The sequence below is a fragment of the Mesorhizobium sp. CA14 genome (assembly GCF_020165195.1).
Classification (GTDB): Bacteria; Pseudomonadota; Alphaproteobacteria; order Rhizobiales; family Rhizobiaceae; genus Mesorhizobium.
Genome location: NZ_JAIUHR010000036.1, coordinates 1 through 26,176, shown reverse-complemented (window position 1 = coordinate 26,176; position 26,176 = coordinate 1). Strand labels below are relative to the sequence as shown.

Here is a 26,176-nt window from a genome sequence, read left to right as displayed (position 1 = left end):
TGGTACAAGCGCCGGCTAATGAACCGGGTCGGCGTGGCGATGCACCAGCTTGAACCCGCCGTCCTCCAGTCGGAACACTTCCGTCACCCGCAAAGTCATCTCGGTCGGCTCCCCGTTCCTGCCCATGCGCGTCTTGGCATGCTGCAAGCCGGTCCAGAAGGCCAGATCGCCGCTTGCCGAAGCCTGCAGCACCTCGAGGTCGGTGCTGCCGCCCTTGTGGAAGCCTGCCGCGTCGCGTTCGTACCGGCCCGCTACCGCCTCGGCGCCTTCGAGATGGTCGCCGCGCGGCGAAAAAAACGTCGCCGGCCCGGCATGGGTGACGATCGCCTTCAGCGAGGTGGGATCGCCGTTGACATAGTCCTCGGCGATCTTCTCGCGCTGCTTCATGAAGGCATCGAAGGACGAGCCGCCGGGATGCACCCTCCTGATCCAGCTTTCCAGGCCGGCCATGAAATTCTCGAGGAAGGCTGCGGTATCGGCATTGGTAACGGCGCCCTTATCGTCGAGCAGCTCCGCGACATTGCCGATATAAGCCTCCGGCTGCTGCATCACCGGCATGTCGAGGAAGACGAAGGTCTGCCGGAGCGCCTGGTTGGAGCCGAAGGCGCCGATCTTGCCCGGGCTGACGCTGACGACCCCGGCGGGCAGGCCCTTGAACACGCTCTTGCCCGACGGACGCGAGCCGACATCGAGTGCATTCTTCAGGCAGCCCGGGATCGAGCGGTTGTATTCCGGGGTGACGAACAGCACCGCGTCGCATTCGCGTATCGCCGCGCGGAAGGTCGCCCACGCCGCCGGCGGGCTGTCGCCGTCCAGATCCTCGTTGTAGAGCGGCAGCTCGCCGATCTCGACGAAGCGGCAGCGCACCGAATCCGGCGCGCGGGCGGCCAGCGCCTTGGCGATCTTGCGGCTGAAAGACTGGGCGCGCAGGCTGCCGACAAGCACGGCGAGCTGGAGGACGGCGTGTTCGGGTGCATCGGTCATGGCGAAACGTCCGTTTTTCTGGTGGTTCACAGGGCAGGCCGCACGCTCGGCCTGCCCGACGTTTCGATAATGTCGGCGGCGCAGCGAGGTTCCCTGCGCCATGGCGTGCGCCGGGGCCGCTTGCGGCCTTGCCGCAGCGGCCATTGCACAGTAATGACGGATTGGCGCGAGGTTTCAGGCTCCCGATGGGATCCTGGAAATAGCGTTGAACAACGGTGCCCGGTCTCCGGGCGGCAACGAGGTGGTCATGTCCGCGCGCATTTTCAGTCCAGCCAAAACCGCGATGCAGTCCGGCAAGGCCAAGACCGGACATTGGGTGCTCGAATTCGAGCCCGCCCAGCGCAAGAAGATCGACCCGCTGATGGGCTACACCTCCTCGGGCGACATGCTGAGCCAGGTGAAGCTCACCTTCGATACGAAGGAAGAGGCGATCGCTTATGCCGAGAAGGAAAAGATCGCCTACCGGGTCGAAGAGCCGAAGGAAGCCAAGCGCCGGCAGATTTCCTATTCGGACAATTTCCGCTATGACCGCAGGACGCCCTGGACGCACTGATTTTCGAGTCTTGCGTCAGGCGGCGTGACAGGCCAGCCGGCCCGCCCGGCCGACGGTCCCGTAGCTCAGCTGGATAGAGCACCGGCCTTCTAAGCCGATGGTCGCAGGTTCGAATCCTGCCGGGATCGCCATTTCTTAGCCGTTGCGCGGACGTCACTTCCGCATCAGTTTAGGGGAGGGCTTGGTCAGCCATTGCTTGCCGTCTTTCTCACTGGCCCACGGATTACCGAAGGCCTTGGTGGGCAACGGTTCCTCGTCAAACTCGAGCCGCACCTTCACAGCCCGGCGCTCGCGCCGATGTTCGGCTTGCTTAAATGCCTTGTCGCTGTCTGCCGTTGTCATGCCGACGATCGGGGTGTTTCTGCGGGATCGGCTCATGGGCGTGTCTATTAGTTTGCGTTTTCGGGCGGATAAGCCCGAAGACTTGGTCAGCACCTAAAAGTCTTGGGCTACCCTGCCGCTCACGCCGCCAAGATATGTATTCCAGACATAGTCGCGGATCAATTTTCGATGGTCGGTTGTTCGGCGGTGATAACTGGGGCGGTCAGGGTAGGATACGCCGGCAACATGGAAGAATGCTTCCTCGATGATCTCATGGTGTCCGACCGCCCCGGCCATCGTCATCGGGTTTTCCCGAGCGGCGGCAACGGCAACGTCCCGTGCCCTGTCCAAATGCGAGTAAAGGACTTTCCAGTTTGCGCCGCCAGTATCAAGCCCCATGTTCAAGCGGGGTTCAAAGTTCAGCTTTCGTCCAGTCGTGGCGGAGAAACGGTAGAAGCAGAAGCCTGCCCATAAATTCCAGTGTCGATCGGTCGGCTTCGGCTCGTGGATGTGATTTCGACCTGGAGGGAACAGCTTGCCGTAGACAGCCTTGCCTTCCATCTTGGCCGGGATGTCAAACGGCACCACCGGGAAACAGTCATGATCAATGAAGCCGAACAACTCAGGCTCCAGGTGCCGTATGATATTATGATAGGTCCAGTTTATCGCGGTTCCGTGCGATCTGGACAGATGTTTTTCCACCCGCATCGGAAGCGCTAAATAAGGCACGCCTCTTACCTTGCATATGCTTTCTATTTCTTCTCTCGATGCCTGACCGGTCGAATTGTCGACAACTGCCAGGATCATTCCCGGCGGGTGCATTTGCCAGGCCTTGGCTAGCGCATCAATGACCCAAGGCGTGTTGAACGCCACCGTGAAGCAGACACGCGATGCACCAGTGGCTTTCAGGCGGTCTGCAAAAGTGCGTCCAGCAGTTCGGCCCCGATGCTCGAAAGCCTTGTATACTAGCCTATTTCTGGCTTCCTTCGCCGCGATGATTGCCGGCGCTCTGGTTATGATATCGACAATCTTCAGACCCATTTGGCCTGCATAACGTGAGGCCAGGAGAAACGGAAGTCCGCCTTTCAATTGCTCTGGTATGGAATAGACATCGAAGGCGTCTTCGGTGGCAAACCGAAAAGGAAATGGATATTCGCGACGTGCTCGATCAACGAGACATTCTTCTTCTGCCGTGAGGTCTCACAGCCAGCTTAAAGCGACCATCTGTCCCGCTGGCGCCACAGGTCCATGGGAGTTCGCCACAAGCGATACCAGCCGGCTCTCCTTATCTGCTCGGCAATTGGAGCGTCGCCGTAGATATTGAAGAACTGCAGCACGCGCGGGCTGGCGAAAGCCTTTTTGCCACGTGTGTTGTAGTCGTTGACCGGAAGGTGGTGTCGGCTGAGAGCCAAGCCATTTCGAGAGAGCGCGACCCCGATGCAAAACTGCTCCGGAGCATCTGTGCTGGTCAATTCGCGTACGGCCAGCATCGCGGAATAGGCCTCGGTTAATGCACGAACATTGGCTCGATGAATGCCAAGGATTCCGCTTTGCCACATCGGTTCGCGGCCGGTCAGGGTGTAGTCTCCGATTTTGACGCCTTTGCCGGTGAGAACCGGGTAAAGCCGATGCTCGCCCTCACATTTACGCATGAAGGAATGCGTCGGTGAAATCTGTCGGAACCCTCTGGATGGATCGACATAAGGATAGTGGTCCGAGTCCATGAAGATCAGGCGGTCCGCTCGCTTCAGGATCTCGATCAGGAATGCAGCCTTGATGCCGAAATGATAGCGCCAGCCGAAAGACATCAACTCTTTCTGGTCGGCGGCTATTGCGATCGTCTCTAGGGGGTATGGGCGAAAGAGTTCGGGTCTGTCGGTTGCGACGATTATTTTGGCGCTTGGGCAATTGTGCAAAAGCTTAAGCGCGCTGAGCAGCGCGCCAAAGTGATAAACCTCGTTATCGCCATAGGCGATATAGCCAAAAACGTCGTTCATTCGATCTATGGGAGATGTGTCTGAGACGCTCCCACTACCAACACAGGCATCCGCAATCCACTCGAAACTCCCAACGTCGGTGTGCGGATAACAGGTTTTTCGGTGGATCCGGTTGATGGTTCGGCCGGTCCGAGGCTATGTCGCAGAAGTATTGGGGAGGTATCTGGATGTCGGCGCTTTCCAAATGGCTGAGGGACATGCGCTCCGGACTGCCGGAACATGTGACCGTTGGCCGCCACACCTATGGCGTGACATGGCGAAAAGTCTTGGCCCCCTTGAAGGATGCTCCGTTGCAAGTCGGCGCCTTCTGCTCGGTTGCCGGTCGGGTGGTTTTCATCTGCTCCGGCCAGCACCCGACCGAGAGCGCAACCTCGTTTCCAATCTACAGCCGGTTGCTGAAACTGCCCGAACCGATCGCAAATGGCGGCAAGCCGGCCGGCATCACTGTTGGCAATGACGTCTGGATCGGCAATGGCGCAATGATCCTGCCGGGCGTGGAGGTTGGCGATGGCGCGGTCGTCGGCGCGGGTGCCGTCGTCACCAAACACGTGCCGCCCTATGCGATCGTCGGCGGGTCTCCAGCCCGGCTGATCAGATATCGATTTCCCGAGGAGATGATAGCGAAGCTGCTGGCGATCCAGTGGTGGCGCTGGGACGATGATAAGGTCAAGCGCGAGGCGGCCTCGCTCACAGGCCCGATCGAGGCTTTCGTCGAAAAGCATTTTGTGGCAGGCACCGCAGCAGGATAAGGGTCGCGGTGCGAATGACGAAGTGTTTCTTCCTGGCGGCGGATGCTGAATATTTTCCGTATGCCAGCCTGGCGGCGCGTCGGATCGTCGACGTCTCCGCGCCGATCGACGGCTACCTGCTCTATACCGGCGCCAGCGAACCGGATCTCGAAGCCGGCCGCCATCTGCTGAAGGGCAAGGTCGAGCTGGTCGACGTCGCGGATTTCATGACCAGCCGCGGCTTCCGCTTCGGAACATACAGCATCGCCGCCTACACTCGTCTTTTCGCCGACCAGCTTCCGGTTTTTGGGCCATATGATCGTATCGCCTACACGGACTGCGATGTTCTCTTCAACAGGGATATCAACGACCTTGCCGGGCAGCTGCTGCATGCGCCCATGCTCGCGGCGCATGACGACTACATGTATTTTCGGCCGTCCTACAGACAAAAGCTCGGGCTGAAGCCGGGCGCGCCCTACTTCAACTCCGGTGTCGTGGTTTTCGACATGGGCGCTGTTCGGACGGAGGGACTGCTGGAGCGCACGCGCAACACCGCCATTCAAGGTCAGATGAACGACCAGAATGCCCTCAACATCGCCTTCGAGGGCAAATGGCAGACGATGCACCCGAACTGGAACCTGCAATCGCTGGGGACAAGGGAATTTCGCTGCTCCCAGGCCTGGGCCAGGCATTTCGCCGGCGGCAAGCCGTGGGGCAACCAGGTCGGGGTCGAGCTGGAAGCGCTGAGCATCTGGCGCGATCTGGCAAAGGACACGCCCTGGCGCAAGCCGTTCGAGCAGCGCATACCCTTCGAGCGTGGCGTGATGAAGCGCTTCCTGCGCCGTTTCGACGCCGTTGCCGGTCTTTTCGGAAACGATGTCCAGCGCCGCCGCGCCAGATATGACGGCGCGAAGATGCATCAAATCTATGCCCGGCAGGCGGAAGAGGGCGCACTGGCGGTCCAGTTCCCGGAAGTGCTTGGCGGCTTTGGCTGAACCATCCGCTGCCACGGCCCTGTGGATAATAACCGCCCGTTTACCACGTCCCGCTGCTCGCGTTGCGGCCTGCCGGCCGACTCGCCGAAATGGAGTGGCCTGAACCCGTCAGGCAACCCCGAAGCCGAGCGGCCGGCGTTTTCATGTATCCAGCGGGACGCGTGCTTGAACGCGTTCCAAGTATACGTCGGCCGTCATTCGCCTGCATGAAAACACAAGCCCTCCGCAGCAATGGGAAACCGCGACGGGCTTGGTGACGCCCTCATAGGGCGCCGTGGGAAAATCGAGGCTACGCCAGCAGACCGGCGACCTTGGCAGCCTTGCGCAGCGTCTTGCGGGCCTCCACCGGGCTGCGCAGGCCATCGAGCGCGTCGCGGCAGACGCGGCTCGCCGAGCGCCAGGCACCGTCGCGCGCCTGTCTGGGCCAGCGCTGGTCCAGGCATTCCATCGCTTCGAAACAACTCGAAACCTTGCGCTGGCCGTTTGGCTGGAAATCGATCACGACTGGCTCGGAAAACCAGACATCGTTCATCACTTCCTCCGTTCTTATGATCGTCTTTTGAGCAAGCAATCGGCGTCGGATGACGCCCGATGGTTCCAAGATTGCGGACCCGCGCGTTAACCAATCACCGCGCGTTAGGTTCCGAAGAATTTTAAGGCTAAGGCAATTCCAGGAAAGGCATGGGCGGTCGCGTCCTGACGGGCTCACGGGCCGGCAATCCGCGATCGCGGATGACCGAAAATCGCGTGACCAAAGTCACTGCCGCACTCTCGCGGGCGGCTCTAGAGCGTGATCCCGAACCGAAGGTCAGCGGAACCGGTTTCCGGAGAAGATTATGCTCCAACAAAGAATTAGATCAGGGTGGCGATTCAACGAAACGTCATCCTGATCTAATGAATCCACAGGCTGATGAAACGCGGGAGGACCTCTCATGCTTATCGCCGTGCTCGCTTCCACCATGACCGTTGCTATCTTGATGGCGATCGCTTTCGGGCTCTACGAGGAAGCGCGACCGAACCGCGCTCGCTGAGACGGATCGTGCGCGCGCGTTTCGAATGGAGCATCGGTTTCCCGTCAATTGGCGCGCTCGGTAGGCCCGACACCGCCAGGCATGATCACTCTGCTTCAGCTGGCCATATGCATCTTCGGGCCGGAAACCTGCTTTCTCCGGCGGCGTCAGCGGTGCTGGTGCTTTTATGGCTTTACTATCGATAGGCAGGCCTGTGGAGCGCCTGGCCCCGCCATGCTCTATTCCACCAGCACATGCGCCTCGCGCGCGGCCATGACGAAGGCCTCCCTGGCATTGTCCGCCGCAACGTCGCCACGGATCGCCCGGCGGCAAGCGCGCAGCGCCGCGCCATGCAGCGCGCTACCGGCATCGCGCCATTGTCCGGTCAGCAGTTCGACGGCCTGCTCGGCGTTGGATATGTGGCGGATCGAGCCGGACACCCCAACGGCGACTTCGACCGGCCTGGAAAACCATCCCTGCATCATCGCTAAAACCTCCCGAAGTATATCGGAGCACGATATATTATCGTAGAGTTGCGTCGCGAAACGTCAACTTAGCGTGAAGCGTTTCACGAAGCCGGCGTAGGTTGCTCATCTTCCAAGCGGCCTCCGCGAAAGCTCGATCAGCTCCGCCTCGTCGGTGATACCCGCCATGTAGTTGGCTATGATGCGCGAGGCGCGCGCTTCCTTCTGCTCGGCAGTCTCGCCTTCGAAATTGCCGTTTTGGTAGACACGGCCAAGCATGGCCGTCTCGTCGGGGTTGAACGTGTTGCGTACAACGGACATGGCTTCCTCCTCCAGCCCGGCCCCTCTTGCCCAGCTAATAATAGCACGCTTCGAGATTGGGAGTGAGTCGCGGCAATATCGTGGCCGAGGTCTCTTGGCCGGGCACGCCGGTTGCTGTGCTTCCTTGCTTGCGGCTGGCCGCTGTTTTGCCGGCCTCGTTATATTCTTGCCGAACGAGCGCTGCGCTGATACGCATTAGCAGCGCGGAATTTTTCTGAGTCTGCATTGACTTGAGCCCAGAAAGCGCCGCGCGTTCTGTCCGAGACCAGCAACCCCGACGTGGTGGCAACCGGGTTACGAAAGGGTTCTGGTCGAAAAAGAAGCAGGGCAGGTCCCGCATCCAAACCGGGACAGGCTCATCAACGCTCTGGAACTCTGAAGCCATTGCCCCCATGGCCTTCGGAAGAGCATGAACCACGGGGAAATCGATGGTGACCAAGAAACTTACCGCCAACGCAGAAAGCGCGGCAGCCTTTCTTGCGGTGATGGGCAACGAGAAGCGTTTGCTCATCATGAACTACCTCGCCGAGGGCGAACTCTCTGTCGGCGTGCTCGCCGACAAGGTCGAACTCAGCCAGTCAGCGCTGTCGCAACACCTGGCCAAACTGCGCAGGTTTGGCCTGGTCGAAACCCGCCGCGATCGTCAGATGGTTTATTATTCCTGCAAGTCTTCAGCAGCGCGCGAGCTTCTGACACTGCTCGATGGGCTGCTGACGACGGACAAGCCGCTTGCCGGACCGGCAAGGCAGGCCTTGGTCGAGAGGATGCGGCGGCCGCAGGCTGCCTGAACTGCTTGCCACGCACGGACGAGGCCGGGGGGCCTTCGTCCGGCGCGGCGCGCCTTTGATGCGGGACGCGATGCAAGCGGCACGCAAAGCGCTGGTTTGCGCTTGTCCATTCGTCGAAGTCTTACGAATTCTTAATTTAGCGGCCACAAGTCTGCCAGGAACGCGTTCGAGACGGGGAGACCTGCCAAACGGAGCCGCGCAGCATGGCCGCCCCCACGACCTATACGTCCGCCCAAAAGTTCCTTCACTGGGCACTATTCGTCCTCGTCGTCCTGCTCTATGCCCTGACCTACGGCGACGCCTTCTATTCCCGCGGAGACCCGGCGGTAGCATTCTTCTGGCGATTGCACATTTCGTTTGGCCTTCTGTTGGCCGCTCTCGTGTTCTGGCGGGTGGTGCTGCGCGGCCTTCGGGGCGCGCCTAGTCTTCCGTCGGAAATGTCCACTCCCGAGCGAGCCGCGGCGAAGATCGGCCATTTCATCCTTTATGCCCTGTTGATCGCCATTCCCGTCCTTGGCATTTTGTTGACCTGGTTCCGAGGCGACGCGTTGAGCTTCTTCGGGCTGTTCACGATTCCCGCGCCCTTCGCTCCGGAAAAGACGACCGCGCGAACCGTTCGCGAGCTTCATTCGCTATGCGCGAACGCCATACTGATCGTGGCCGGCCTGCACGCCTTGGCTGCGCTCTATCACCACTTGATACGCCGGGACGCGATCCTGACCAAAATGCTGCCGGGAAATCGCTAACCAGCGGGTTCCGCTCGGCGGCGGACTGGGCTTGGTCTTGCCGCTGTCCCATCACTTTTGATTGAAGGATGCTGCGCCGGCATGGTCGCGGGTGTTCGCAAGGCATTGGTAATATGTCTCTTTTTGCCGGCCCCGCTCGACCCTGCCAGCCGAAGCTTACAGATTTGTAAGTCGCCTCGCCGGGCGCTGTTGGCTAGATTCCGAGTTGATCCACACCCCCGGATCATGACGGCGCCGAGCTTCCACCTCGGCTCCGTAAGAGGCTCGCCGCTCCGGCGGGCCTCTTTCGTTTTGGATTGCGTGCCTTGCTGCGTTCACCGCGGGCGACCACCGGCTTGGTGTCATCGAGAACGAGGGGGCAGGTGGTGACAACCAGCACCTGCGTCAAGCCGATAGAAGTCGAGCCCGGCGATGAAGTCACCGGCAATCCGGGCAGTTCGGTCGCGTCTCGGTCAGGTTTGCCTAATCAGGGCTTCGCGGGGCGCTGCCTTGTGATGACGCTGCGCACGGCGAGCACCAGCACGGTGATGATGATCAGGATCACCGAGAGTGCCGCGATCGCCGGATCGATGTTGTCGCGCAGGCCCATCCACATCAGGCGCGGCAGGGTGATGGCGTTGACTGAAGTGATGAACAGCGTCACGCCGATCTCTTCCCACGAAAGCACGAAGGAGAGCAGCGCCGCAGTGACGATGCCGAACTTGATGTTGGGCATGATGACGCGCGTCGCGCGCTCCCACACGCTTGCGCCGAGGCCGCGCGCGGCAAGGTCGATGCGCCGGTCGAGCTGGCTGAGCGACACCAGGATGAGCACCGTGGCGAAAGGCACCGTCATCACCGAATGCGCCATGGCCACACCCAGCCAGGTGTCGTAGCCGAAGAAGGAGGTGAGGCCGGAGACCGAGGTGAGCAGGAAATAAAGCGTCACCGCCGAGACCACCGGCGGCACCACCATCGGCAGCAGCACGAAGCCGACGAGCGCAGCGGTGAAGCGCGGCTGGAACATCCACACGCCGAGGCTGAAGGTCAGCGCCAGCGCCGTCGAGAGGATGCTGCTGACGATGCCGATCCTGAGCGACAGCAGGATGGAGTCCAGCCAGCGTGGATCCTCGATCAGGGAGCGGTAATGGCGCAGCGACAATTCACCCGTCGGCATTGTCAGCATGCGGCTCGGCGTCAGCGACACCGGGATGACGGCAAGCAGCGGCATCAGCAGGAACAACGCCACCAGCACGGCGAGGATGAGCGAGACGGGGCCGGGGCGATAGGTCGGCATCTTGGCTACACCAATTGCTTCGGTTTGACGTAGCGGAACACAAGCGCCATCAGCGCGCCGACGAACACCACCAGCACGACGCTGATCGCCGCGCCCAGCCCCCAGTCCGGACTCTGGAAGATGCGCAGATAAATCAGCTCCGCGATCATCACGCTGCGGCCGCCGCCGAGGATTGCCGGTGTGACGAAGAAGCCGAGCGAGAAGACGAAGGTGATCAGCGCCGAGCCGATGATGCCGGAGCGCGTCATCGGCACGAACACCGTCCAGAAGGTGCGCATGCGGCTGGAGCCAAGCCCGCGCGCCGCAAGCAGCACGCGCTCGTCCAGGCTGCGCATGGCGGAAGCCAGCGGGAACACCGCGAAGGGGATCAAAAAATGCGACATGCCGACGATGACGCCGAACTCGTTGCGCACCAAAGTCAGCGGCTCGGAGATGAAGCCGATCGATTGCAGCCAGGTGTTGATCAGGCCGCGATTGGAGAGCAGCGCCACCCAGCCGAAGGCGCGCGTCAGCACCGAGATCCAGAATGGCACCAGGATGCAGAATTCGGCAAGCACGCGCTGCACCGGGCTGCCACGCACCCACACCACCGTGATGGCATAGGCGGCGGTGACCGAGACCACGGTGACGATTGCCGCGATGCGCAGCGTTCGGATGAACACCGACTGCACCAGATCGTCGGTGAGCAAAGCGTGGTACTGGCCGAGCCCGGGGGTGGGGAGCGTAAAACTCCACTTCACCACGCCGAGGAAGGGCCAGGCATAGGCAAGCACGAGGAACAGGAGCAGCGGCGCCATCAACAGCGCCGCGCCCGTCCTGTCGGAGAGGGTGCCCCTCATCGCCAAGTAGCGCTCGGCCCGATCAGGCCGAGATGATCTTGGTGTATTCGTCGAGTGCTGCGCCGTAATTCTTGGCGTACCACTCCATGTCGAGCGGGATCTGCTTCGCCATGTTCGCCGGATCGACAGGGTTGATGCGCTTCTTGTCGGCCGGGATCAGCGCGTCGGCCGCCGGGTTGGCCGGGCCCTGTCCGAGCTTGTCGAACATCACCAGCTCCTTTTGCGGATCCTGGGTGCTGGCGATGAACTTCATCGCCGCGTCCTTGCCGCCGGGATTGTTCTTCAGCACCGCCAGCGCGCCGGGCGAGATCAGGCCCTGGTCCCAGATGAATTTGATCTGGCCGCCGGAGTCCTTCTCGATCAGCGAGGCGCGGGTCGACCACACGATTGCCATCGAAGCCTCGCCGTTGAGCAATACACTCTGGCTTTCGGCGCCGCCTCCCCAATAGGAGACGACGTTCTCCTTGAAGGCTGCGATCTTGTCATGCGCGCGCTTCAGGTCCAGCGGATAGAGCGAGGCGGGCGCGACTCCGTCGGCCAGAAGCGCCGCTTCCCAGCTCGACACGCCCCATTTGTAGAGCGAGCGCTTGCCGGGAAACTTCTTGACGTCGAAGAAGTCGGCCATGCCGGTCGGCGCGTTGGAGCCGAATTTCTGCGAGTCGTAGGCGATCACATAGGAGAAGAAGTAGGTCGAGGCGGCATATTCCCAGCCGAAGCCCGGCCGCATCTTGCTCTTGTCGACGACCTTGTAGTCGATCGGCTCGAGCATGCCCTGGCCGCCGAGCGTGATGGCCGAGAACGGATCGACGTCGACCAGGTCCCAGGTCGGCGCGCCGCTCTTGAACTGCGCGGCGATCGCGCCTTCGGTCGGGCCCGAGCCGTCCATCTTGACCGGGATGCCTGTTTCCTTGGTGAAAGCTTGGCCGTAAGCGGCGTCGTAAGCCGTGATAGCGTCGCCGCCCCAATTCACCAGTACCAGCCCCTTGGTCTCGGCGAAAGCGCCGGTCGAGCGCAAAAGCATCGGCGTGCCGGCGAGCACGAGGCCCGCAAGCTGCGCGAATTGCCGACGCGAGATCTCGCCGCGCTTGGTCCGCTCGGCGAGGGATTCGATCGTCTGTTTCTTGGTATCGTTCATGTCAGTTCCCCTTGTTGTCGTTGATTTTAACCGGAAGCCGGCGCGGTGATTTCGGGCCGCGGCGGCGGGTGCTTACTGTCCTCCGTCCGGAAGGAGGAAACCCTTTTCCGCCGGCCAGGTCAGCCAGACGGAATTGCCTTTGCTCAGCGCCACGGCCGCGACCTCGTTCGGCACCGAGACGGTGACCTTGGCGCCTTGGCGGGTGGTGAGGTCGAGCTTGGTCGCCGCACCGAGATAGGTCGAGGCGACAGCGGTCGCCGCGATGCCGTTTTGGTTGGCGGACGCTTCCGGCGCGATCGACATGTCCTCGGGACGGATGGCGAGGATCGCGTCGCCTTTGATCGCCTCGGCCTTGCAGCGCATGTTGACCGCGCGGTCTTCGCAAAGCCCGGTGGCGCCATTGTCTGCGGGGCGCACGCCCTTCACCGGCAGCATGTTGATCTCGCCGAGAAACTCGGCGACGAAGCGGTTGGCGGGCCGGTCATAGACCTCGTCCGGCCTGCCCACCTGCAGGAGCTTGCCGTGATTGAAGATGGCGACGCGCGACGACAGCGCCAGCGCCTCGCTCTGGTCGTGCGTGACGAAGACGAAGGTGGTGCCGGTCTCCTGGTGCAGCCGCTTCATCTCGGCCTGCATCTGGCCGCGCAGGCTCTTGTCCAGCGCCGAGAACGGCTCGTCGAGCAAGAGCACCCCCGGCTCGAACACCAGCGCACGGGCCAGCGCCACGCGCTGCTGCTGGCCGCCGGAAAGCTGCGCCGGCAGCTTCTTCTCGTGGCCCTTGAGACCGACGCGTTCGATCATCTCGCCGACACGGCTTTTGATCTCTGCGGCGGATTTCTTGCGCACCTTGAGCGGGAAGGCGATGTTCTGTTCCACACTCATATGCGGGAACAAAGCATAGCCCTGGAACACCATGCCGGCGGCGCGTTGCTCGGCCGGCCGGTTGGTGATGTCGACACCGTCGCTGAAAAGCTTGCCTTCGCTCGGCTGCACGAAGCCGGCGAGGATCATCAGGAAGGTGGTCTTGCCTGAACCGGATGGTCCGAGCAGCGTGAGGAATTCGCCGCGGCCGATATCGAGCGTGAGATTATCGAGCGCCCGGAACGAGCCGAAGCTCTTGCCGATCCCGTTCGCCTTGATCTCTGCGGCCCGGCCGGGTTGCTGCATCCTGCCTCTATCCTCACCGTCAAGCCAAATCGTAGGCACGGCTGCGGCTCACCGCAACCGAATAGTTTTCGCCTGATCGGCAAATTTGATTCACGCGTGGTGCGGAGCGGCGACGCGGCAGCGCCCATCTCAATACTTAGCCAGACTGCTCTCCGACAGCTTCGCCCTCAGCCAGTCGCCGAAGGCATTGAGCACCGGGTGCCCCGCCTTGGCGTGCTCGAAGACCAGAAAATAGGAGCGCGGCGACGGGACGGTCGCCTCGAACGGCTTGACCAGCCGGCCTTCGCTCAGCGCCTGGCGGCCGGTCAGCTCGTCGCCGAGCGCAATCCCCTGGCCGGCGATTGCCGCCGAAAAGACGAGATTCATATCGGAAAAGAAGATGCCGCCTTCGGTATCGGGATTTTCCACCTTGGACAGAGCCAGCCAGCGCGCCCAGTCCTCGGTGTCGGAAAGATGCAGGAGGTTGGCGCGCAGCACGTCGGCGGGTTTGGAAAAACCGCCGACCTTGTTGAGCAGTCTCGGGCTGCAAAGCGGCGTGAAGGAGACTTCGCACAGCAGTTCCACGGCCCGGTTCGGCCAGTTGCCGACGCCGAAGGCGATGAAGGCGTCGGCATCCGGATTGCTGACATCGTCGAGCCGCCGTGGCGTCAGCACGGAGAGCGCAACGTCCGGATACATCTGCTGGAACTCGCCTATATGGGTACACAGGAACATCGAGGCGAAGCCCGGCGGGCAGGAGATGGCGAAGGAGCCGCCGACGCCGGCGCCGCCGCCCTGCGTCACCGCATCGCCGAGCACGGTCAGCGCCTTCCTGACATCAGCCGCGTAGCGCTGGCCGCGCGGCGTCAGCGCCACGCCCTTACCGATGCGCTGCAGGAGATCGAAGCCGAGGTCGCGCTCGAGCAGCCTCAACTGATGCGAGACGGCGCTGCGGGTGAGGTGGAGTTCGTCGGCGGCGCGCCAGACGCTGCCGTGACGGGCAAAACTGTCGAGGGCGCGCAGCGCCTGCGTGGACGGTATTCGCAAGAGGCCTCAGGTGAACCGAATTTGCACGAGCCGGAAAAACATATCACTTTTTGATGAGCCGCTTCACTGCTTTCTTTGAGGTATGGACAAATCGGTGACGACCTCGGCGCAAGAAACCGCTTTAGCCTGCATCGACAGCATCCAGCCGCTGCTCTCGGCCTGGACGCGCACCATCTTCGACTTTGGCGAAACCGCCTGGCGCGAGTACCAGTCAGCAGCTTGGTATGTGGAGCGGCTGAAGCGCGAAGGCTTTTCAGTGGAGGAAGGTTCCGGCGGCATGCCCACGGCCTTCTGCGCCCATTGGACCAATGGCGACGGGCCGGTGATCGGCATGTATGGCGAATATGACGCCGTGCCCGGCAACTGTCAGGACGCCGCGACGGTGAAGCGCGCGCGGCCGGGTCTCGATGTTGAGGCGGGCGGCCACACCGATCCGCATTCGGGCCTTGGCATCGGCAGCCTCGGCGGACTTCTGGCCACCAAGGCGGCGATGCTGGAGCACGGCATCAAGGGCACGCTGCGCTTCACCGGCGAGCCGGCGGAGAAGGTGAGGGGGTCGAAGCCGATCCATGCGGCCAAAGGCTATTATGACGGCCTCGCCGGCATGATCTCCTTCCATCCCTTCTACATGCTGCCACTTTGCAACACGGCGCGCTGGGACACGCATTGCGGCGCGGCCCATTCGATGATCTACCGCTTTGTCTGCGACGAACCCGAAAATTGGGGGCGCGCGGCAAGCGATGGTGCGCCGATCCCGCAGGCGCATTCGGCGGTCCGGGCGCCCGGCGCCAACGACGCGCTGATGATGATGTACATGGCCTCCAAGGCGCTGCGCGATTCCATGCTGACGCATCAGGGCGGCTGGTCGATCAGCGAGGCGATCCTGACTGCGGGGCAGGCGACCGCCGACAACCTGCCGGCGGGGCTAGCCGAGATCCAGTACATGATCCGCGTTCCGACCATTGCCATGGCCGAGCAGGTGACGGCCGTGCTCGACCGCAACGCGGAGGCGGCTGCCAAGATGAGCGGCTGCCGCCATGAGCGCCACTGGGTGTCGAAGTCGCGCCCGGGATTGGCCAATCACGCCATGGCCGGCATCACCTATCAGGCGCTTTCGACCGTGGGTGCGCCGCGCTGGAACGAAGAGGCGAGGGCGATCGCCCGCGAGGTCCAGGTCAATGCCGGCGGCGAGGCGACGGAGAAGCCGTTCATCGACGAGCTGGAGCGGCTGATTTCGCCGCAAGAGGCCGAGGCGATCCTGCGCCGCGACCTGCCGCCCTCGCAGGTGAACTCCACCTCCGACGATTACACCGACATGAGCTGGCATGCGCCGACATCGCGCTTCTATATCGCCCGTCCGGCGCTGCGCGCGGCCCCGGGCCATACTTATCCGGCCTGGGCGATGAACGCGCTGGGCGGCATCCCTGCCACCATCGACCCGATGGTCACCTGCGCCGCCAAGACCGTTGCGCTGACTGCCCTGCGCTTGCTTGAGGACAAGGCTGCGCGCGACGCCGCGATGGACGAATTCGTCAAGCGAACCGGCGGCGGCATCGGCGGCTCGAACTGGATCGCGCCGCTCTGCGACTACGAACCGCCGATCAACTTCCGCTGGCCTGAATATGTCACCACGCCGCGCGGGCGCGACTGGTGGATCCCGGCCGCCTCCACCGCATGACACGAAACAAACCACCTGAGGAGAACACCATGACCGTCCATGACCGCATCGTCGCCGAGCCGTTCTCGCTCCAGCGCCGCAACCCCAATGGCGGCACCAAGCCGCTGACCGCCTGGGGCTTCGCCAATGAAACCGACGTGCTGACCGACGTGCTGCTCGGCTCGCCGAACTTCCTGCGCCACCTCTCGACCAGCTCGCTGTCGCGCAAGCATCTGCGCGAGGCGCCCTGCAACATCCAGATCGCGCAGGCGCAGCACAAGGACCTTGTCGCCGCCTACGAGCATTTCGGCGTCAACATCCATTGGCACGAGCCGACGCCGGAACTGCCGATGCAGGTCTATTCGCGCGATTCCAGCGTGATGACCCCCTACGGCGCCTTCATCACCGCCATGGCCAACTGGTGGCGGCGCGGCGAGAATTATGCCGCCATCCGCACCTACGAGAAGCTTGGCATCCCGATCTACGACATGGTGACCGCCGGCACCTTCGAAGGCGGCGATTTCAACGTCATCGAGGAGGGCGTGGTGCTGATCGGCTGCGGCGGCGCCCGCACGCAGGAGGAGGGCGCCCGCCAGGTGCAGGCCTGGTTCGACAAGGAAGGCTGGGAGACGAGGCTTGCCTTCATCGACGAATATTACGTCCATATCGACCTGATGGTGGTGCCGATCGCCGAAAAGCTCACCGCCGTCTGCCTCGCCTGTACCGAGCCCGGCATCGTCGACTGGCTGAAGGGCAAGGGTCATGAGATCATCGACGTGCCCTTCCAGGACACGATGGCGCTCGGCTGCAACTTCATGTCGCTCGGCAAGGACAGGGTGATCGCGCCGACCTCCAGCAAAAGCCTCATCGGTCAGTTGAAGGCGCGCGGCTTCGAGGTCGCGGCCGTCGACATGAGCGAGATTTCCAAGACCGGCGGCGGCATCCACTGCATGGCGCAGGCCTTGAAGCGGGTGCCGGCGTAACCGGGCTTCGAAGCTCGACAATAGCCACGATGAATGTCTATCCCTTTGGCCGACAGGCCAGGGGGATATGATCGCGCGGCTTGTCAGGAGACTTCGAGACTCCGGTTCCGACCAATCCGATCCTGCGCTAGGCTCCGGCCAGCCGAAACAGGATTACCGCAAAGATGATCGTCCAGGCCTGCATCAACGGCGGCCGAGCCGCCGACTTCCACCCCAAATTGCCGCTCGATGCCGAGGCGATGGCGCGCGACGCCGCAGCCTCGATCGCGGCGGGCGCGGCCGAGCTGCACGTGCACGCGCGCGGCGCCGATGGAAGAGAGAGCCTTGCGCCGGAGGCGATGGACAGGACGGTCGCAGCACTCCGCCGCGCCTGTCCGGGCACGCTGATCGGCGTCTCCACCGGCGCCTGGATCGAGAAGGACGACTTGCGCACGCTGGTTGCCATCTCCGGCTGGCGCGAACTGCCCGACTATGCCTCGGTCAATCTCAGCGAAACGGCGGCGCCCGTCGTCATGGAAAGCCTGCGCCAGCGCGGCATCGGCATCGAGGCGGGGCTCGCTTCCATTGCCGACGCCGAGCGCCTGGTCGGCCTCGACCATGGCGGGCGGGTGCTGCGCGTGCTGATCGAGATTTCCGAGCAGGCGCTGGATGAAGCCTTTGCCGTCGCAGACGGCATCGAGACGGTGCTGGAACGCGCCGGCATCCGCCGCTCGATTCTGCTGCATGGCGAGAACGCGACGGTATGGCCGTTCGTGGAAAGGGCGGCTGCGCGGAAGCTTTCGACACGGGTCGGGCTCGAGGACGGCACGGAGCTGCCGGACGCAAGCGTGGCGGACGGCAACGCCGCGCTGGTGGCTGCGGCGGTGGCGATTTATCGCGCTCGGTGATCTTGTTCCTCGCCTCCACGAAGTGGGGGGAGGTGGCTCGGCGAAGCCGAGACGGAGAGGGGGAGCGCCTTACGAAGACCCCCTCTCCGTCCGCTTCGCGGACACCTCTCCCCCGCCTTTGGCGGGGGCGAGGAAAGCTCACTGCGTATCCGCGTGCGCCCTCAACTCCGCCCGTTTCTCGTCCGACACCACGGCGAGGTCCAGCACCTTCTGCAGGCCTGCCGCGTGGCGGAAATTCGGCTCGGTCTGCGCGCCGCTCCGCACCGCCTCGACGAAGCGCTGGTAGTTGGTCGGCACGGTGCCGGCGTCGAGCTCTTCCCACTTGGCGTTCTCGACATTTTCGCCAACGCAGGCCTTCAACATCGAGCCTTCGAGATTGTGCACCACCTCGATGCCGCCCTTCTCGCCATAGATGCGCAGCCGAAGCTCGTTGAGATGGCCGGTTGCCCAGCGGCTGGCATGTACCACGCCGAAGGCACCGTTGGCGAAGTCGAGCGTCATGGCAAAGCTGTCATTGGCATCGAGCTGGTAGTCGCCGATGCGGTCGCTCGGCGCCTTGTCGAAGGCGCGCAGCCGGCAGAAGACATGGTCGATATCGAGCGCCGCGCCATAGCTGGCGAAATCGAGGATGTGGATGCCGACATCGCCGAGCACGCCGTTGGAGCCATGGCCGCGCGACAGCCGCCACAGCCATTTCGGATCGGTGCGCCAGTCGCCCCAGAATTTCGACACCAACCAGCTCTGCAGGTAGGACGCCTCGACATGGCGCACCGTGCCGATCTCGCCGGCCTGCACCATCCGGCGCGCCTTCTGCAGCGCGGCGACATTGCGATAGGTGAGGTTGACCATGTTGACGATGCCGGCGGCTTCCGCGGCATCGGCCATTTCGTTGGCTTTGCCGAAATTTTCCGCCAGCGGCTTCTCGCACAGCACAGGCTTGCCGGCGGCGACCAGCGCCATGGTGGTCGGGTGATGGATGCGGTCGGGCGTGACATTGGCGACGGCGTCGAAATCGCCCCAGTGGAGCGCCGCCTCCAGCGAGGTGAAGCGCTTCGGGATCTTGTAGGCGTCGGCATATTCGCCGACGCGGGCTGGATCAACGTCGACCGCACCGACGATGTCGACGCCCTCGATCGCGCCAAAGCGGCGGGCATGTTCCTGCGCCATCCAGCCGGTGCCCAGTATCAAAAGCCGCATTTTCTGCTCCTCCGAGCGATTTGGTTCGATTCAATAACGTGAGCGAATGTGACCCAGGCGCTGTTTCCGCGCAATCCCAAGCAAAGCGGAGAGGCGTTTTTTTAGCGGAAACCAGCCTCGCCATGCGCATGCAGCTTGGGCCCGCGCTCCTCGATCGGCTCCAGCGCCTTCTCGACCGGCACGTTCGGCGCATCGAGGATTGCGGGCTTCGACCCTTGCGGGTTGTGCGCCCATCTCACCGCGTTGCGCAGCACCTTCTGCACGGTGGCGTCGTGATAGGTCGGATAGGTCTCATGTCCGGGGCGGAAGTAGAAGACATTGCCGGCGCCGCGCCGGTAGGTCAGGCCCGAGCGGAACACCTCGCCGCCCTGGAACCAGGAGATGAAGACGGTCTCCAGCGGCTCGGGCACGGCGAACTGCTCGCCATACATCTCCTCGTTCTCCAGCTCAAAATATTCGCCGACGCCTTCGGCGATGGGGTGGCTGGGGCTGGTCACCCAGAGCCGCTCGCGCTCGCCGGCCTCGCGCCATTTCAGCGTGCAGGGCGTGCCCATCAGCCGCTTGAAGATCTTCGAGAAATGGCCGGAATGGAGGATGATCAGCCCCATGCCTTCGAAGACGCGCTTCGCAACGCGTTCGACCACTTCGTCGGCCACCGCCCCATGGTCCTTGTGGCCCCACCAGACCAGCACGTCGGTTTCGGCTAGGCGGGATTGCGGCAGGCCGTGCTCCGGCTGCTCCAGCGTCGCGGTCGAGGCGGAGATCGCCTTGTCGGCGGAGAGCGCCTTGGCAATGGTCGCGTGCATGCCTTCCGGATAGATGGAGGCCACCACCTCATTGGTCCGCTCATGGATGTTCTCGCCCCAGACGACAGCGCGAATTGTCATGGATTGCCTCGTGAGTGATTGGGAGCCGCCCCGCGCCATAGATAGCGCCTTCGCCCGGTATTGAAAGCGGTTTTAGAGAGCTTGGTTTCTTTAGGGCGGCGTGAAGAAAGGGCTGAAGAGAGCGGCACAACACCATACCCGCCCAACTCTCAGTGCTCTTCACCTCATCCTCTCCACCAGCCATTTCGCTGCTGCGTCCGCCCCATCGGCGTGGATCTCGCCGGCCATCTTGTGAGCATGAAGCCGGACCTTCGGCGCCAGCGCCACTTCCAGCGCCGCCGATAGCGACTGCGCCGTCGGCACCGGGCCGTCATGCGCGGCGCCGATGCCGAGCTCGGCCACCCGCCGCGCCCAATAGGGCTGGTCGCCGATCTGCGGCACGATCACCTGCGGCGCTCCTGCCCGCGCGGCGGCGACGGTGGTGCCGGCGCCGCCATGGTGGAGGACGGCGGCGACACGGCCGAACAGCGCCTGCTGGTTGACCTCGTCGACGGCGAAGCAGTCGCCACCATCGTCGACGAGGCCGAGCTCGGCCCAGCCATGCGCGAGCACCGTGCGGAGGCCATTGGCGCGGATCGCCTCGATGGCCGCGCTGCCGGCTTCGCTCGCGACCGATATGGAGCCGAAGCCGACATAGACCGGCGGCGAGCCGCCACCGAGGAAGGTTTCCAGCCCGCCGGGGAGGGGCCGCTCATCCGGCAGGATGAAGGCGCCGGTCTGCACGGCGTCGATCAGGTCCGAGGGCAGCCACGGTCCCAGCGTCGGATCGCAGGCGAGCAGGACTTTTTTGCCGTAGACATAGTCCCGGACATTTTGCACCGGGGGCAGCCCGAGCGATGCGCGATGGCCGTTGATCGCCTCGCCGAAGAGCGCGTTCTTGGTCCGAATGTCCATCTCCCACAAGAGCCGGTTGTCGGTCACGCCAGCCGGCAGCGGATGGCCTGGATATTCATGCGGCCGGTTGTGCGGCGAGGGCAGCCAGATGGGGCAGAACGTGCCGAGCATGTAACGCATGCCGCGTTGTTCCGCGACCAGCCGCGCGGCGGCGCAGGACGGGAAGAGGCCGAACGCCACCACGGCGTCGCAGCCTTCGGCGGCCGCGCTCAGCGCCTCATATTGTCTGGCGACGATCTCTGCCGCCTGGCCGGAAATCAGCCGGGCCCGGTCCTCGGGCGAGGCCGATCGCGAGCGGCTGATCATTTCCTTCGCCCATTCGCGCACCGGCGCAAAGGCCGGCGCCAGCGGCACGCCGGCGCGGGCCAGAAGAGCGGCAAATTCCGCGTCGGCGGGCGCGCTCACCCTGGCCTCGACGCCATGCGCCTGCAAAGCCGCGCCCAGCGCCGCCAATGGCTCGACGTCGCCACGCGAGCCGTAAGTCGATAACAAGATTCGCATTCCATGCTCCATCGTGGTTCTGCGGAGCAGCGTTGATACGCCATGGTCGGGGGCTTGCCGCAAGCCCGGGCTGCGCCATATCTACCTTCTGGGAAGGGTCGTAATCGCTTCCTCAGGTGAGGTTTGCGATCGCCATGCGTTGACGCGGCGACGGCAAATACCCGGGCGCGTGTTGGCGCCAGGCCCTTCGGATCAGCAAGTGGGGATCGACAACAGCCGGCGACCAGTGCGCCGGCTCTGGTAGGGTTTAACCCTGGCGGCCCTCCTGGGCGACCCGGGTGGGGGAGCTTGTCAGGCGTGGGACGACGACAAGGCGCTTGATCTTGCCGCTTTTGTAGGCGGCAAGGAAGCGGTGATAGTCCTTGAAGACGACGCAGCCATTGGATTCCGCACGGCCGCCGCGCAGCATGTAAGTGTGGGCGAGCAAGCCATTGCGGCCATATTTGTTGCTGCCGCTGGTCGGCGTGAGCCTTATGGCCTCAACACCATGGAAGCGCGATTCACGCAGCGACAGATTGTAGGTGTCGGGCGGCGTCGGGCCGACATTCTTGCGGTTTACGAAGCGCGGCTGGTCGACCATCGAGCCCAGACCCGAATGCGCCTCCAGCTTCGAGCCGTCGGGCATGTAGACGGTTCTCGCCGAAATATCGTAGACGGCCACGCCATTGCCCGTGGAGGGCCCATTGAAAAGGTTGCGGAACGCGCTGCCGAGGCCGCCGCTTTCCGGCGTGTCGGGCTTAGCATAGGCGAGCATCTCGGATGCCTGCGCCTTGCGCCTGCCAGGTTTGGAGTCGGCCACGACCGGCTTCGAGCCCGCAACGCCAGGCAGGGCCTGGTCGCCGCTTCTCGGCGAGGCCGCCGTCGGCCCGACTTGCGCGGTGTCGGCGGTCGTTGGCTGTGGCTTGGCCCTGGCGGCCTGCGGCTTCGCGGTCTCGGGTTTCTGCGGTTTGGACGCGTTCTGCTCGGGCGCCTCGGTGGCGCGCTCGAGCGTGGTGCGCGGGCGAAGGCCGGGCACGGCAATCGTGTCGGGCAAATCGTCTTGCGGCGGCAGCGAGGCGACCTGGTACGCGCCGTCCTGGCCATTGTCCTGGCCATTGTCCGGCTTGTCGGCGACGTCAGGCCCGTCGCTGTTTTGCAGCGCAACGGCGGTCGGAACGTCGGCCGTCTCCTCCGGCGATATATTGGCGAGCGCAAGCGCCAGCTCGGAAGCGCCGGCGATTTCGGCCGGCGGCGAACCGAACCGGGCTTCCGCCGGGGCGCCCGGCAGCGCGCCGCCGAAGCGGCTCTCCGAAGGCAGGCTGGCCAGCACGAACGGCGCCTTCTCGGCGCGGGCAAAGGCATCGGCAAGCTTTTGCGGCGAAAGCGCAGCGCGCTTCACCACGCCGTCGAAACGGTCGGTGGCTCCGGCGGCCGACGCCACCGCCACGCCCTTTTCCTGCGCGGCGCTGTCGGGCGACGGCAGTTTAAGGCGCGCCGCTTTGCCGTTGAGGCCCTTATTTATCAATTTTTCAGCAGCTTGGCCGTCATGTCTGAAGTTCATCGCGAGGCTGACGCAGCGGGCATCGCAGCCGCTGGTGAGCGACGCTGTCTGGTAGCCGCCATTGCCGGTAAGATGCGGTGCCCAGGCGTTGGCGATCTGGCGGCGCTGATCGCCAAGCGCGATGTTGCGCGGCGAAAGCAGGCCTTGCGGCAATCCGTTGGAAGCGGCGGTCAGCGAAGTGCTTACCGAATGGAGTCCCGCCAAGGTGGCCATGGACCAAAGGGCAAGGGCGGCGCCGACAGCAGGCACCACGACCCAACGATGACCACCAGATTTCTTCGAAGTTACCCCCTCATCAGGAGTGTCACCCCGGTACTTCAAACGCAAAAACGCCATACGACCACTCTCAATCGGCATGCCGGTTTGCGGACCTGGCACCCGTCACGATCACAGTTCGCTGGTGCCCCCTGCACCTTCACGCGTCTGTTGCCGATTGATTCAAAAGATGGACAAAGATGGTTAACCAATCCCTCCACCAATCGCCGATTTGGCGACGGTCCATACGAAAAAAGAGCCTTCCATGATCTCCGCCACGGTAAAATTGCTCTCCCTCACCCGCTTTGCTGCCCGTTTTTCCGGCCTCTGTCAAGAAACCGTGAACACTGGAACCGCAGCAATCCTGGCCGCGTAGAGAGCGAATAGGGTCAAAATGCGACCACGCGACACGTGCTGAAACAGGCCGATAGGGAAAGTTGCGGGCCAGCCAGCGAGCCGCGGGAGACCGAGCCGGCGCATATCAGCAGGATTGCCCCTGGAAAAAGTCAGGCAACGGACTGGCCGAAACCACGTCAGGACGCGGCTTTTAGCGGAATGTTCCTAACCAATACCGTGCGGCCTGCGCTTCCGAATTCCCGGCAGCTTATTTACGTCTGTGCTAATATATAACGATTACGCACTTTCGTGCGTAGCCAACATATTGGGAGGATGCGATGAAAACCATGAATCGCAGGTCTGCAATTGCTCTCAGCATGACGGCCGCCGCGGTTACGCCCTTGTTCACCCTGGTGGCATCCGCAAAGACCAAGAAATACGGTCCGAAGGATGGCAAGGAGATAGCGCCCGGCATCAGAGTGGTTGAGGTCGGCACCGGCAATTCCGACATTCCCGCCTACAAGAGCATTTCAATTGTCGACGTGGTCTTCCAGCCCGGAGCGCACGCGCCCGCAATGGTGATGGACAACGACATGGTATGCACGATTACGTCGGGCGCTTTCACGATCAAGAAAAAGGACAAGGAATTCAAGCTCAAGGAAGGCGACATGTACACCTGTTCCAAGGGCAAAACCGACGAGGCGACGAATACAAGCAACGAGGTGGGCGTGCATCGCATCGCCGTCTTGATACCTGCCTAGGAGGCCGGCATCCGGCCGGACGATCGGTTGCCATCGCCAGTCCAGCCGAGGCTTGAGACAAATTCGCGCCGAAGACGATGCGCGAGGCGCGCCTTAGCCAAACCGGGGACCAACCTCGTCTTGCCGATGAGTTGTGCGCCCAAGGTCAGCGCTTGCGGGACATTGCGGAGCGCCGCCTCCATCAAGGCGGCGCCATCCGGCAAAGCCGACGAAAAACATCGCAACGCCTGACCACACCCCAAAAAATCACCTCCGCCGGAGGGCGGAGGCGACATGAAGAGTGGAAACGAAACAATGTGTTGCCGAGGTCGCCGGGGCAGGTGGAATTTCACATGCTCCTGGCCAGGCTCGTCGCAACCAGGCTGGCGGCTCTCAACCCGTTTCGTCCGTTCTGTCGGCGACGCCGACATGATGCCGATAGACCATTCCCCAGCCTTTCCAGCCGGTGAACAGAAGAATGAGAACGACGACGAGTGACAGGACCAGGCCTACCGGCACCACGGCCGCCTCCGCATGGGCATATCGCGAATACCAGTTGTAAAGTTCGATCAGGACGACGATCACATTGCCACCGGCGTGAAGCCATACGTCGCCCAGATTGCGGATTTGGGCATCGCCCAAGATATCGGTCAGTCCGGCAAGAGCGGCCAGCGCCGCCATTATCAGACCCGCCCCGAGAAGCCAGAGCGAAGCGGAGACCCAAATCGGATTGCCGGTTCGCCAGAAGACAAGGTCGCAAGCGAAGGTCGCGACGAAGAAGGCGATCGGGAACGGTATCAGCATCGCATGAATAGGATGGCCGGCAATGCTTGCAGTGCTGTGCGGATTGTGAGGGATCGTATGCTGGACCATGGTGATGTCTCCCGCAGGCGTGGCGAGCGCCGCCTCATGCCACGTCGCGACACAGGCTCGGCGGCAAGAGCCGGATCGCATATCGAACTCCAGTCGGCCCGGAATGTTCCATAACCCCGGCGTGCTTCATCGAGCCACGCGCCCGTCAGCCAAAACCCGGCACCGCTCTCGTCTTGCCGCTAAGCCGCGCTCCCAAGGTCAGCGCCTGCGGAAAATTGCGGACGACTGCTCTCATTGTGGCGGCGCCTCCATGGCCGAGAGCGATTCGCGCAATGGCTTCGGCGGCGAGGATCCGGGTCGAGAACAATCCTCTCCAGGCCGCCTCGTAGCGTCTGCCGGCCGCTTCGCGCCCCGTCTGCCCACCTGCCGCCGCGCCGAGTTCCAGGGCAAGGAGCCACCCGGATTGAAGCGCCATGGATATGCCCTCGGCGATGATCGGATGCGACTCGCCGGCGACGTTGCCGACGCGAAAGATGTCGCTTTCGTAGCCGGCGCGGATGCCCGGCCGGATCGGGCCGGCGGCAAGCCACGGGCCCTCGAGGCGGGCCTCCTCGAGTGCATCTCGCGCCCCCCGGCATGTCGTCCTGAGATGATGCTCGACGGTTTCGGCCGCCGAGACCTGGCCGCCGTGCTCGCGGGCATGGCTGGCGCGCAACCCGGCGAGCACATCGCGCCTTATGCAGCAGGAGATGGACAGGCGGCCATGGTCTGCGAGCACCATGCCGCCATAGCCGCCGGGAAACGTCAGCAGCGGCATCAGGTCGGGCGGCAGCGTCGATCCTGAAAAATGCGCCTTGAAGCCGAGCAGGTCCGAGGGACGGCCTTTCTTCTCGAGCTGACTCGGCAACGGTCCCGGTTCCCACGAGCCATGCGCGGCGACAATCACTGGTGCCCGCAGGATTATCGCCTCGCCGCGGGAATTCCCGGCTTCCGCCCGGATCCACACCGCTTGGCAGGCGCCATCACGTTCGATGGCGACGGCGCGGCAGGGCTGGAAGACGTCCGCTCCGGCCGATCGGGCCGCATCCAACAGCAGAGTGTCCAATATGTCGCGGCCGCGCGCGCGGCCGCAACCC

28 protein-coding genes, 1 tRNA gene and 1 pseudogene are annotated in these 26,176 nt (G+C 63.3%); 10 read left to right on the top strand and 20 right to left on the bottom strand.

Annotated elements, in window-relative coordinates:
- Positions 1-15: 15 nt before the first annotated feature.
- Both LB565_RS30070 and LB565_RS30065 read right to left on the bottom strand, forming a co-directional pair.
- Positions 16-387, bottom strand: a complete 372-nt coding sequence (locus LB565_RS30070; RefSeq protein WP_224589157.1) for a nuclear transport factor 2 family protein — start codon at positions 385-387, stop codon at positions 16-18.
- Between the two features lie 36 nt (positions 388-423).
- A pseudogene (locus tag LB565_RS30065) lies at positions 424-984 on the bottom strand (NADPH-dependent FMN reductase); the annotation flags it as partial.
- 247 nt (positions 985-1,231) lie between these two features.
- Between LB565_RS30065 and LB565_RS26955 the strand changes: the two are divergent.
- Together LB565_RS26955 and LB565_RS26950 are read left to right on the top strand one after the other, a co-directional pair.
- Positions 1,232-1,537 (top strand): ETC complex I subunit, encoded by a 306-nt coding sequence (locus LB565_RS26955; protein ID WP_224513119.1) that lies wholly within the window; start codon positions 1,232-1,234, stop codon positions 1,535-1,537.
- A 54-nt stretch (positions 1,538-1,591) separates the two neighbouring features.
- Positions 1,592-1,668 (top strand) — tRNA-Arg (locus tag LB565_RS26950).
- 22 nt (positions 1,669-1,690) lie between these two features.
- Here the strand turns inward: LB565_RS26950 and LB565_RS26945 are convergent.
- The 3 genes from LB565_RS26945 to LB565_RS26935 all read right to left on the bottom strand — a co-directional run bounded on the left by LB565_RS26945 (position 1,691) and on the right by LB565_RS26935 (position 3,855).
- The gene (locus LB565_RS26945) at positions 1,691-1,915 is read right to left on the bottom strand and encodes a hypothetical protein (protein WP_224589135.1); all 225 of its coding nucleotides are present in this window, start codon (positions 1,913-1,915) and stop codon (positions 1,691-1,693) included.
- A 57-nt stretch (positions 1,916-1,972) separates the two neighbouring features.
- Entirely contained in the window at positions 1,973-2,899 is a 927-nt protein-coding gene (locus tag LB565_RS26940) for a hypothetical protein (RefSeq protein ID WP_224589134.1), read from the bottom strand.
- A 170-nt stretch (positions 2,900-3,069) separates the two neighbouring features.
- Entirely contained in the window at positions 3,070-3,855 is a 786-nt protein-coding gene (locus LB565_RS26935) for a hypothetical protein (RefSeq protein WP_224589133.1), read from the bottom strand.
- A gap of 167 nt (positions 3,856-4,022) precedes the next feature.
- On the opposite strand from LB565_RS26935, the gene LB565_RS29970 reads away from it, so the two are divergent.
- Positions 4,023-4,604, top strand: a complete 582-nt coding sequence (locus LB565_RS29970) for a CatB-related O-acetyltransferase (protein WP_318012194.1) — start codon at positions 4,023-4,025, stop codon at positions 4,602-4,604.
- A 14-nt stretch (positions 4,605-4,618) separates the two neighbouring features.
- On the top strand, positions 4,619-5,578 hold the full coding sequence (locus tag LB565_RS26925) for a glycosyltransferase family 8 protein (RefSeq protein WP_224589132.1): 960 nt from the start codon (positions 4,619-4,621) through the stop codon (positions 5,576-5,578).
- Between the two features lie 289 nt (positions 5,579-5,867).
- Here the strand turns inward: LB565_RS26925 and LB565_RS26920 are convergent, their stop codons facing one another.
- From LB565_RS26920 to LB565_RS26905, 4 genes are all read right to left on the bottom strand, one after another.
- Positions 5,868-6,110, bottom strand: a complete 243-nt coding sequence (locus LB565_RS26920; RefSeq protein ID WP_140753634.1) for a DUF982 domain-containing protein — start codon at positions 6,108-6,110, stop codon at positions 5,868-5,870.
- Between the two features lie 717 nt (positions 6,111-6,827).
- The gene (locus tag LB565_RS26915) at positions 6,828-7,073 is read right to left on the bottom strand and encodes a DUF982 domain-containing protein (protein ID WP_224589131.1); all 246 of its coding nucleotides are present in this window, start codon (positions 7,071-7,073) and stop codon (positions 6,828-6,830) included.
- Between the two features lie 105 nt (positions 7,074-7,178).
- Complete coding sequence (locus tag LB565_RS26910; protein ID WP_224589130.1) at positions 7,179-7,373, bottom strand: hypothetical protein; 195 nt, start codon at positions 7,371-7,373, stop codon at positions 7,179-7,181.
- A gap of 34 nt (positions 7,374-7,407) precedes the next feature.
- A complete protein-coding gene (locus LB565_RS26905) occupies positions 7,408-7,887 on the bottom strand; it encodes a hypothetical protein (protein ID WP_224589161.1) in 480 nt (159 codons plus the stop codon).
- On the opposite strand from LB565_RS26905, the gene LB565_RS26900 reads away from it, so the two are divergent.
- The gene (locus tag LB565_RS26900) at positions 7,802-8,161 is read left to right on the top strand and encodes an ArsR/SmtB family transcription factor (protein WP_095767198.1); all 360 of its coding nucleotides are present in this window, start codon (positions 7,802-7,804) and stop codon (positions 8,159-8,161) included. The genes LB565_RS26905 and LB565_RS26900 overlap by 86 nt on opposite strands.
- Positions 8,162-8,364: 203 nt before the next feature.
- On the top strand, positions 8,365-8,907 hold the full coding sequence (locus LB565_RS26895) for a cytochrome b (RefSeq protein ID WP_224589129.1): 543 nt from the start codon (positions 8,365-8,367) through the stop codon (positions 8,905-8,907).
- 466 nt (positions 8,908-9,373) lie between these two features.
- Here the strand turns inward: LB565_RS26895 and LB565_RS26890 are convergent, their stop codons facing one another.
- The 5 genes from LB565_RS26890 to LB565_RS26870 all read right to left on the bottom strand — a co-directional run bounded on the left by LB565_RS26890 (position 9,374) and on the right by LB565_RS26870 (position 14,350).
- The gene (locus tag LB565_RS26890) at positions 9,374-10,183 is read right to left on the bottom strand and encodes an ABC transporter permease (protein WP_224589128.1); all 810 of its coding nucleotides are present in this window, start codon (positions 10,181-10,183) and stop codon (positions 9,374-9,376) included.
- Between the two features lie 5 nt (positions 10,184-10,188).
- Positions 10,189-11,022 (bottom strand): ABC transporter permease, encoded by an 834-nt coding sequence (locus LB565_RS26885; protein WP_224589127.1) that lies wholly within the window; start codon positions 11,020-11,022, stop codon positions 10,189-10,191.
- Positions 11,023-11,044: 22 nt separating this feature from the next.
- Positions 11,045-12,157 (bottom strand): ABC transporter substrate-binding protein, encoded by a 1,113-nt coding sequence (locus LB565_RS26880; RefSeq protein ID WP_224589126.1) that lies wholly within the window; start codon positions 12,155-12,157, stop codon positions 11,045-11,047.
- A gap of 72 nt (positions 12,158-12,229) precedes the next feature.
- Complete coding sequence (locus LB565_RS26875) at positions 12,230-13,324, bottom strand: ABC transporter ATP-binding protein (RefSeq protein ID WP_224589125.1); 1,095 nt, start codon at positions 13,322-13,324, stop codon at positions 12,230-12,232.
- A gap of 129 nt (positions 13,325-13,453) precedes the next feature.
- Positions 13,454-14,350 carry a LysR substrate-binding domain-containing protein gene (locus LB565_RS26870; RefSeq protein ID WP_224589124.1) on the bottom strand — a complete coding sequence of 299 codons (897 nt, stop codon included), beginning with the start codon at positions 14,348-14,350 and terminating at the stop codon, positions 13,454-13,456.
- Between the two features lie 82 nt (positions 14,351-14,432).
- Between LB565_RS26870 and LB565_RS26865 the strand changes: the two genes are divergently transcribed.
- From LB565_RS26865 to LB565_RS26855, 3 genes are all read left to right on the top strand, one after another.
- Positions 14,433-16,028, top strand: coding sequence for an amidohydrolase (locus LB565_RS26865; protein ID WP_224589123.1), 1,596 nt, complete (start codon positions 14,433-14,435; stop codon positions 16,026-16,028).
- Between the two features lie 29 nt (positions 16,029-16,057).
- A complete protein-coding gene (locus LB565_RS26860; protein WP_224589122.1) occupies positions 16,058-16,990 on the top strand; it encodes a dimethylarginine dimethylaminohydrolase family protein in 933 nt (310 codons plus the stop codon).
- A gap of 164 nt (positions 16,991-17,154) precedes the next feature.
- Complete coding sequence (locus LB565_RS26855; protein ID WP_224589121.1) at positions 17,155-17,877, top strand: 3-keto-5-aminohexanoate cleavage protein; 723 nt, start codon at positions 17,155-17,157, stop codon at positions 17,875-17,877.
- 138 nt (positions 17,878-18,015) lie between these two features.
- Here LB565_RS26855 and LB565_RS26850 read toward each other — a convergent pair whose 3' ends face one another.
- From LB565_RS26850 to LB565_RS26835, 4 genes are all read right to left on the bottom strand, one after another.
- Positions 18,016-19,074 carry a Gfo/Idh/MocA family protein gene (locus LB565_RS26850; protein WP_224589120.1) on the bottom strand — a complete coding sequence of 353 codons (1,059 nt, stop codon included), beginning with the start codon at positions 19,072-19,074 and terminating at the stop codon, positions 18,016-18,018.
- A 101-nt stretch (positions 19,075-19,175) separates the two neighbouring features.
- A complete protein-coding gene (locus LB565_RS26845; protein ID WP_224589119.1) occupies positions 19,176-19,961 on the bottom strand; it encodes a ThuA domain-containing protein in 786 nt (261 codons plus the stop codon).
- Positions 19,962-20,120: 159 nt separating this feature from the next.
- Complete coding sequence (locus tag LB565_RS26840; RefSeq protein ID WP_224589118.1) at positions 20,121-21,356, bottom strand: glycosyltransferase; 1,236 nt, start codon at positions 21,354-21,356, stop codon at positions 20,121-20,123.
- Positions 21,357-21,603: 247 nt separating this feature from the next.
- Positions 21,604-23,109: a tlde1 domain-containing protein gene (locus LB565_RS26835; RefSeq protein WP_224589117.1), complete on the bottom strand. Its 1,506-nt coding sequence runs from the start codon at positions 23,107-23,109 to the stop codon at positions 21,604-21,606.
- 716 nt (positions 23,110-23,825) lie between these two features.
- Between LB565_RS26835 and LB565_RS26830 the strand changes: the two genes are divergently transcribed.
- On the top strand, positions 23,826-24,248 hold the full coding sequence (locus LB565_RS26830) for a hypothetical protein (protein ID WP_224589116.1): 423 nt from the start codon (positions 23,826-23,828) through the stop codon (positions 24,246-24,248).
- A gap of 372 nt (positions 24,249-24,620) precedes the next feature.
- Here LB565_RS26830 and LB565_RS26825 read toward each other — a convergent pair whose 3' ends face one another.
- Both LB565_RS26825 and LB565_RS26820 read right to left on the bottom strand, forming a co-directional pair.
- A complete protein-coding gene (locus tag LB565_RS26825) occupies positions 24,621-25,100 on the bottom strand; it encodes a DUF2231 domain-containing protein (RefSeq protein WP_224589115.1) in 480 nt (159 codons plus the stop codon).
- A gap of 145 nt (positions 25,101-25,245) precedes the next feature.
- The coding region (locus LB565_RS26820; RefSeq protein ID WP_224589114.1) for an NAD(P)/FAD-dependent oxidoreductase at positions 25,246-26,176 on the bottom strand (931 nt) is incomplete at its 5' end.

Coding starts and splice junctions, on each gene's coding strand:
- LB565_RS26905 (WP_224589161.1), bottom strand. CDS start 7,887: ATGATGAGCAAACGCTTCTCGTTGCCCATCACCGCAAGAAAGGCTGCC.
- LB565_RS29970 (WP_318012194.1), top strand. CDS start 4,023: ATGTCGGCGCTTTCCAAATGGCTGAGGGACATGCGCTCCGGACTGCCG.
- LB565_RS30070 (WP_224589157.1), bottom strand. CDS start 387: ATGAAGCAGCGCGAGAAGATCGCCGAGGACTATGTCAACGGCGATCCC.
- LB565_RS26825 (WP_224589115.1), bottom strand. CDS start 25,100: ATGGTCCAGCATACGATCCCTCACAATCCGCACAGCACTGCAAGCATT.
- LB565_RS26865 (WP_224589123.1), top strand. CDS start 14,433: ATGGACAAATCGGTGACGACCTCGGCGCAAGAAACCGCTTTAGCCTGC.
- LB565_RS26900 (WP_095767198.1), top strand. CDS start 7,802: ATGGTGACCAAGAAACTTACCGCCAACGCAGAAAGCGCGGCAGCCTTT.
- LB565_RS26915 (WP_224589131.1), bottom strand. CDS start 7,073: ATGATGCAGGGATGGTTTTCCAGGCCGGTCGAAGTCGCCGTTGGGGTG.
- LB565_RS26835 (WP_224589117.1), bottom strand. CDS start 23,109: ATGGCCACCTTGGCGGGACTCCATTCGGTAAGCACTTCGCTGACCGCC.
- LB565_RS26845 (WP_224589119.1), bottom strand. CDS start 19,961: ATGACAATTCGCGCTGTCGTCTGGGGCGAGAACATCCATGAGCGGACC.
- LB565_RS26955 (WP_224513119.1), top strand. CDS start 1,232: ATGTCCGCGCGCATTTTCAGTCCAGCCAAAACCGCGATGCAGTCCGGC.
- LB565_RS26895 (WP_224589129.1), top strand. CDS start 8,365: ATGGCCGCCCCCACGACCTATACGTCCGCCCAAAAGTTCCTTCACTGG.
- LB565_RS26940 (WP_224589134.1), bottom strand. CDS start 2,899: ATGGGTCTGAAGATTGTCGATATCATAACCAGAGCGCCGGCAATCATC.
- LB565_RS26920 (WP_140753634.1), bottom strand. CDS start 6,110: ATGAACGATGTCTGGTTTTCCGAGCCAGTCGTGATCGATTTCCAGCCA.
- LB565_RS26935 (WP_224589133.1), bottom strand. CDS start 3,855: ATGAACGACGTTTTTGGCTATATCGCCTATGGCGATAACGAGGTTTAT.
- LB565_RS26945 (WP_224589135.1), bottom strand. CDS start 1,915: ATGAGCCGATCCCGCAGAAACACCCCGATCGTCGGCATGACAACGGCA.
- LB565_RS26880 (WP_224589126.1), bottom strand. CDS start 12,157: ATGAACGATACCAAGAAACAGACGATCGAATCCCTCGCCGAGCGGACC.
- LB565_RS26860 (WP_224589122.1), top strand. CDS start 16,058: ATGACCGTCCATGACCGCATCGTCGCCGAGCCGTTCTCGCTCCAGCGC.
- LB565_RS26855 (WP_224589121.1), top strand. CDS start 17,155: ATGATCGTCCAGGCCTGCATCAACGGCGGCCGAGCCGCCGACTTCCAC.
- LB565_RS26840 (WP_224589118.1), bottom strand. CDS start 21,356: ATGCGAATCTTGTTATCGACTTACGGCTCGCGTGGCGACGTCGAGCCA.
- LB565_RS26885 (WP_224589127.1), bottom strand. CDS start 11,022: ATGAGGGGCACCCTCTCCGACAGGACGGGCGCGGCGCTGTTGATGGCG.
- LB565_RS26890 (WP_224589128.1), bottom strand. CDS start 10,183: ATGCCGACCTATCGCCCCGGCCCCGTCTCGCTCATCCTCGCCGTGCTG.
- LB565_RS26925 (WP_224589132.1), top strand. CDS start 4,619: ATGACGAAGTGTTTCTTCCTGGCGGCGGATGCTGAATATTTTCCGTAT.
- LB565_RS26875 (WP_224589125.1), bottom strand. CDS start 13,324: ATGCAGCAACCCGGCCGGGCCGCAGAGATCAAGGCGAACGGGATCGGC.
- LB565_RS26830 (WP_224589116.1), top strand. CDS start 23,826: ATGAAAACCATGAATCGCAGGTCTGCAATTGCTCTCAGCATGACGGCC.
- LB565_RS26910 (WP_224589130.1), bottom strand. CDS start 7,373: ATGTCCGTTGTACGCAACACGTTCAACCCCGACGAGACGGCCATGCTT.
- LB565_RS26850 (WP_224589120.1), bottom strand. CDS start 19,074: ATGCGGCTTTTGATACTGGGCACCGGCTGGATGGCGCAGGAACATGCC.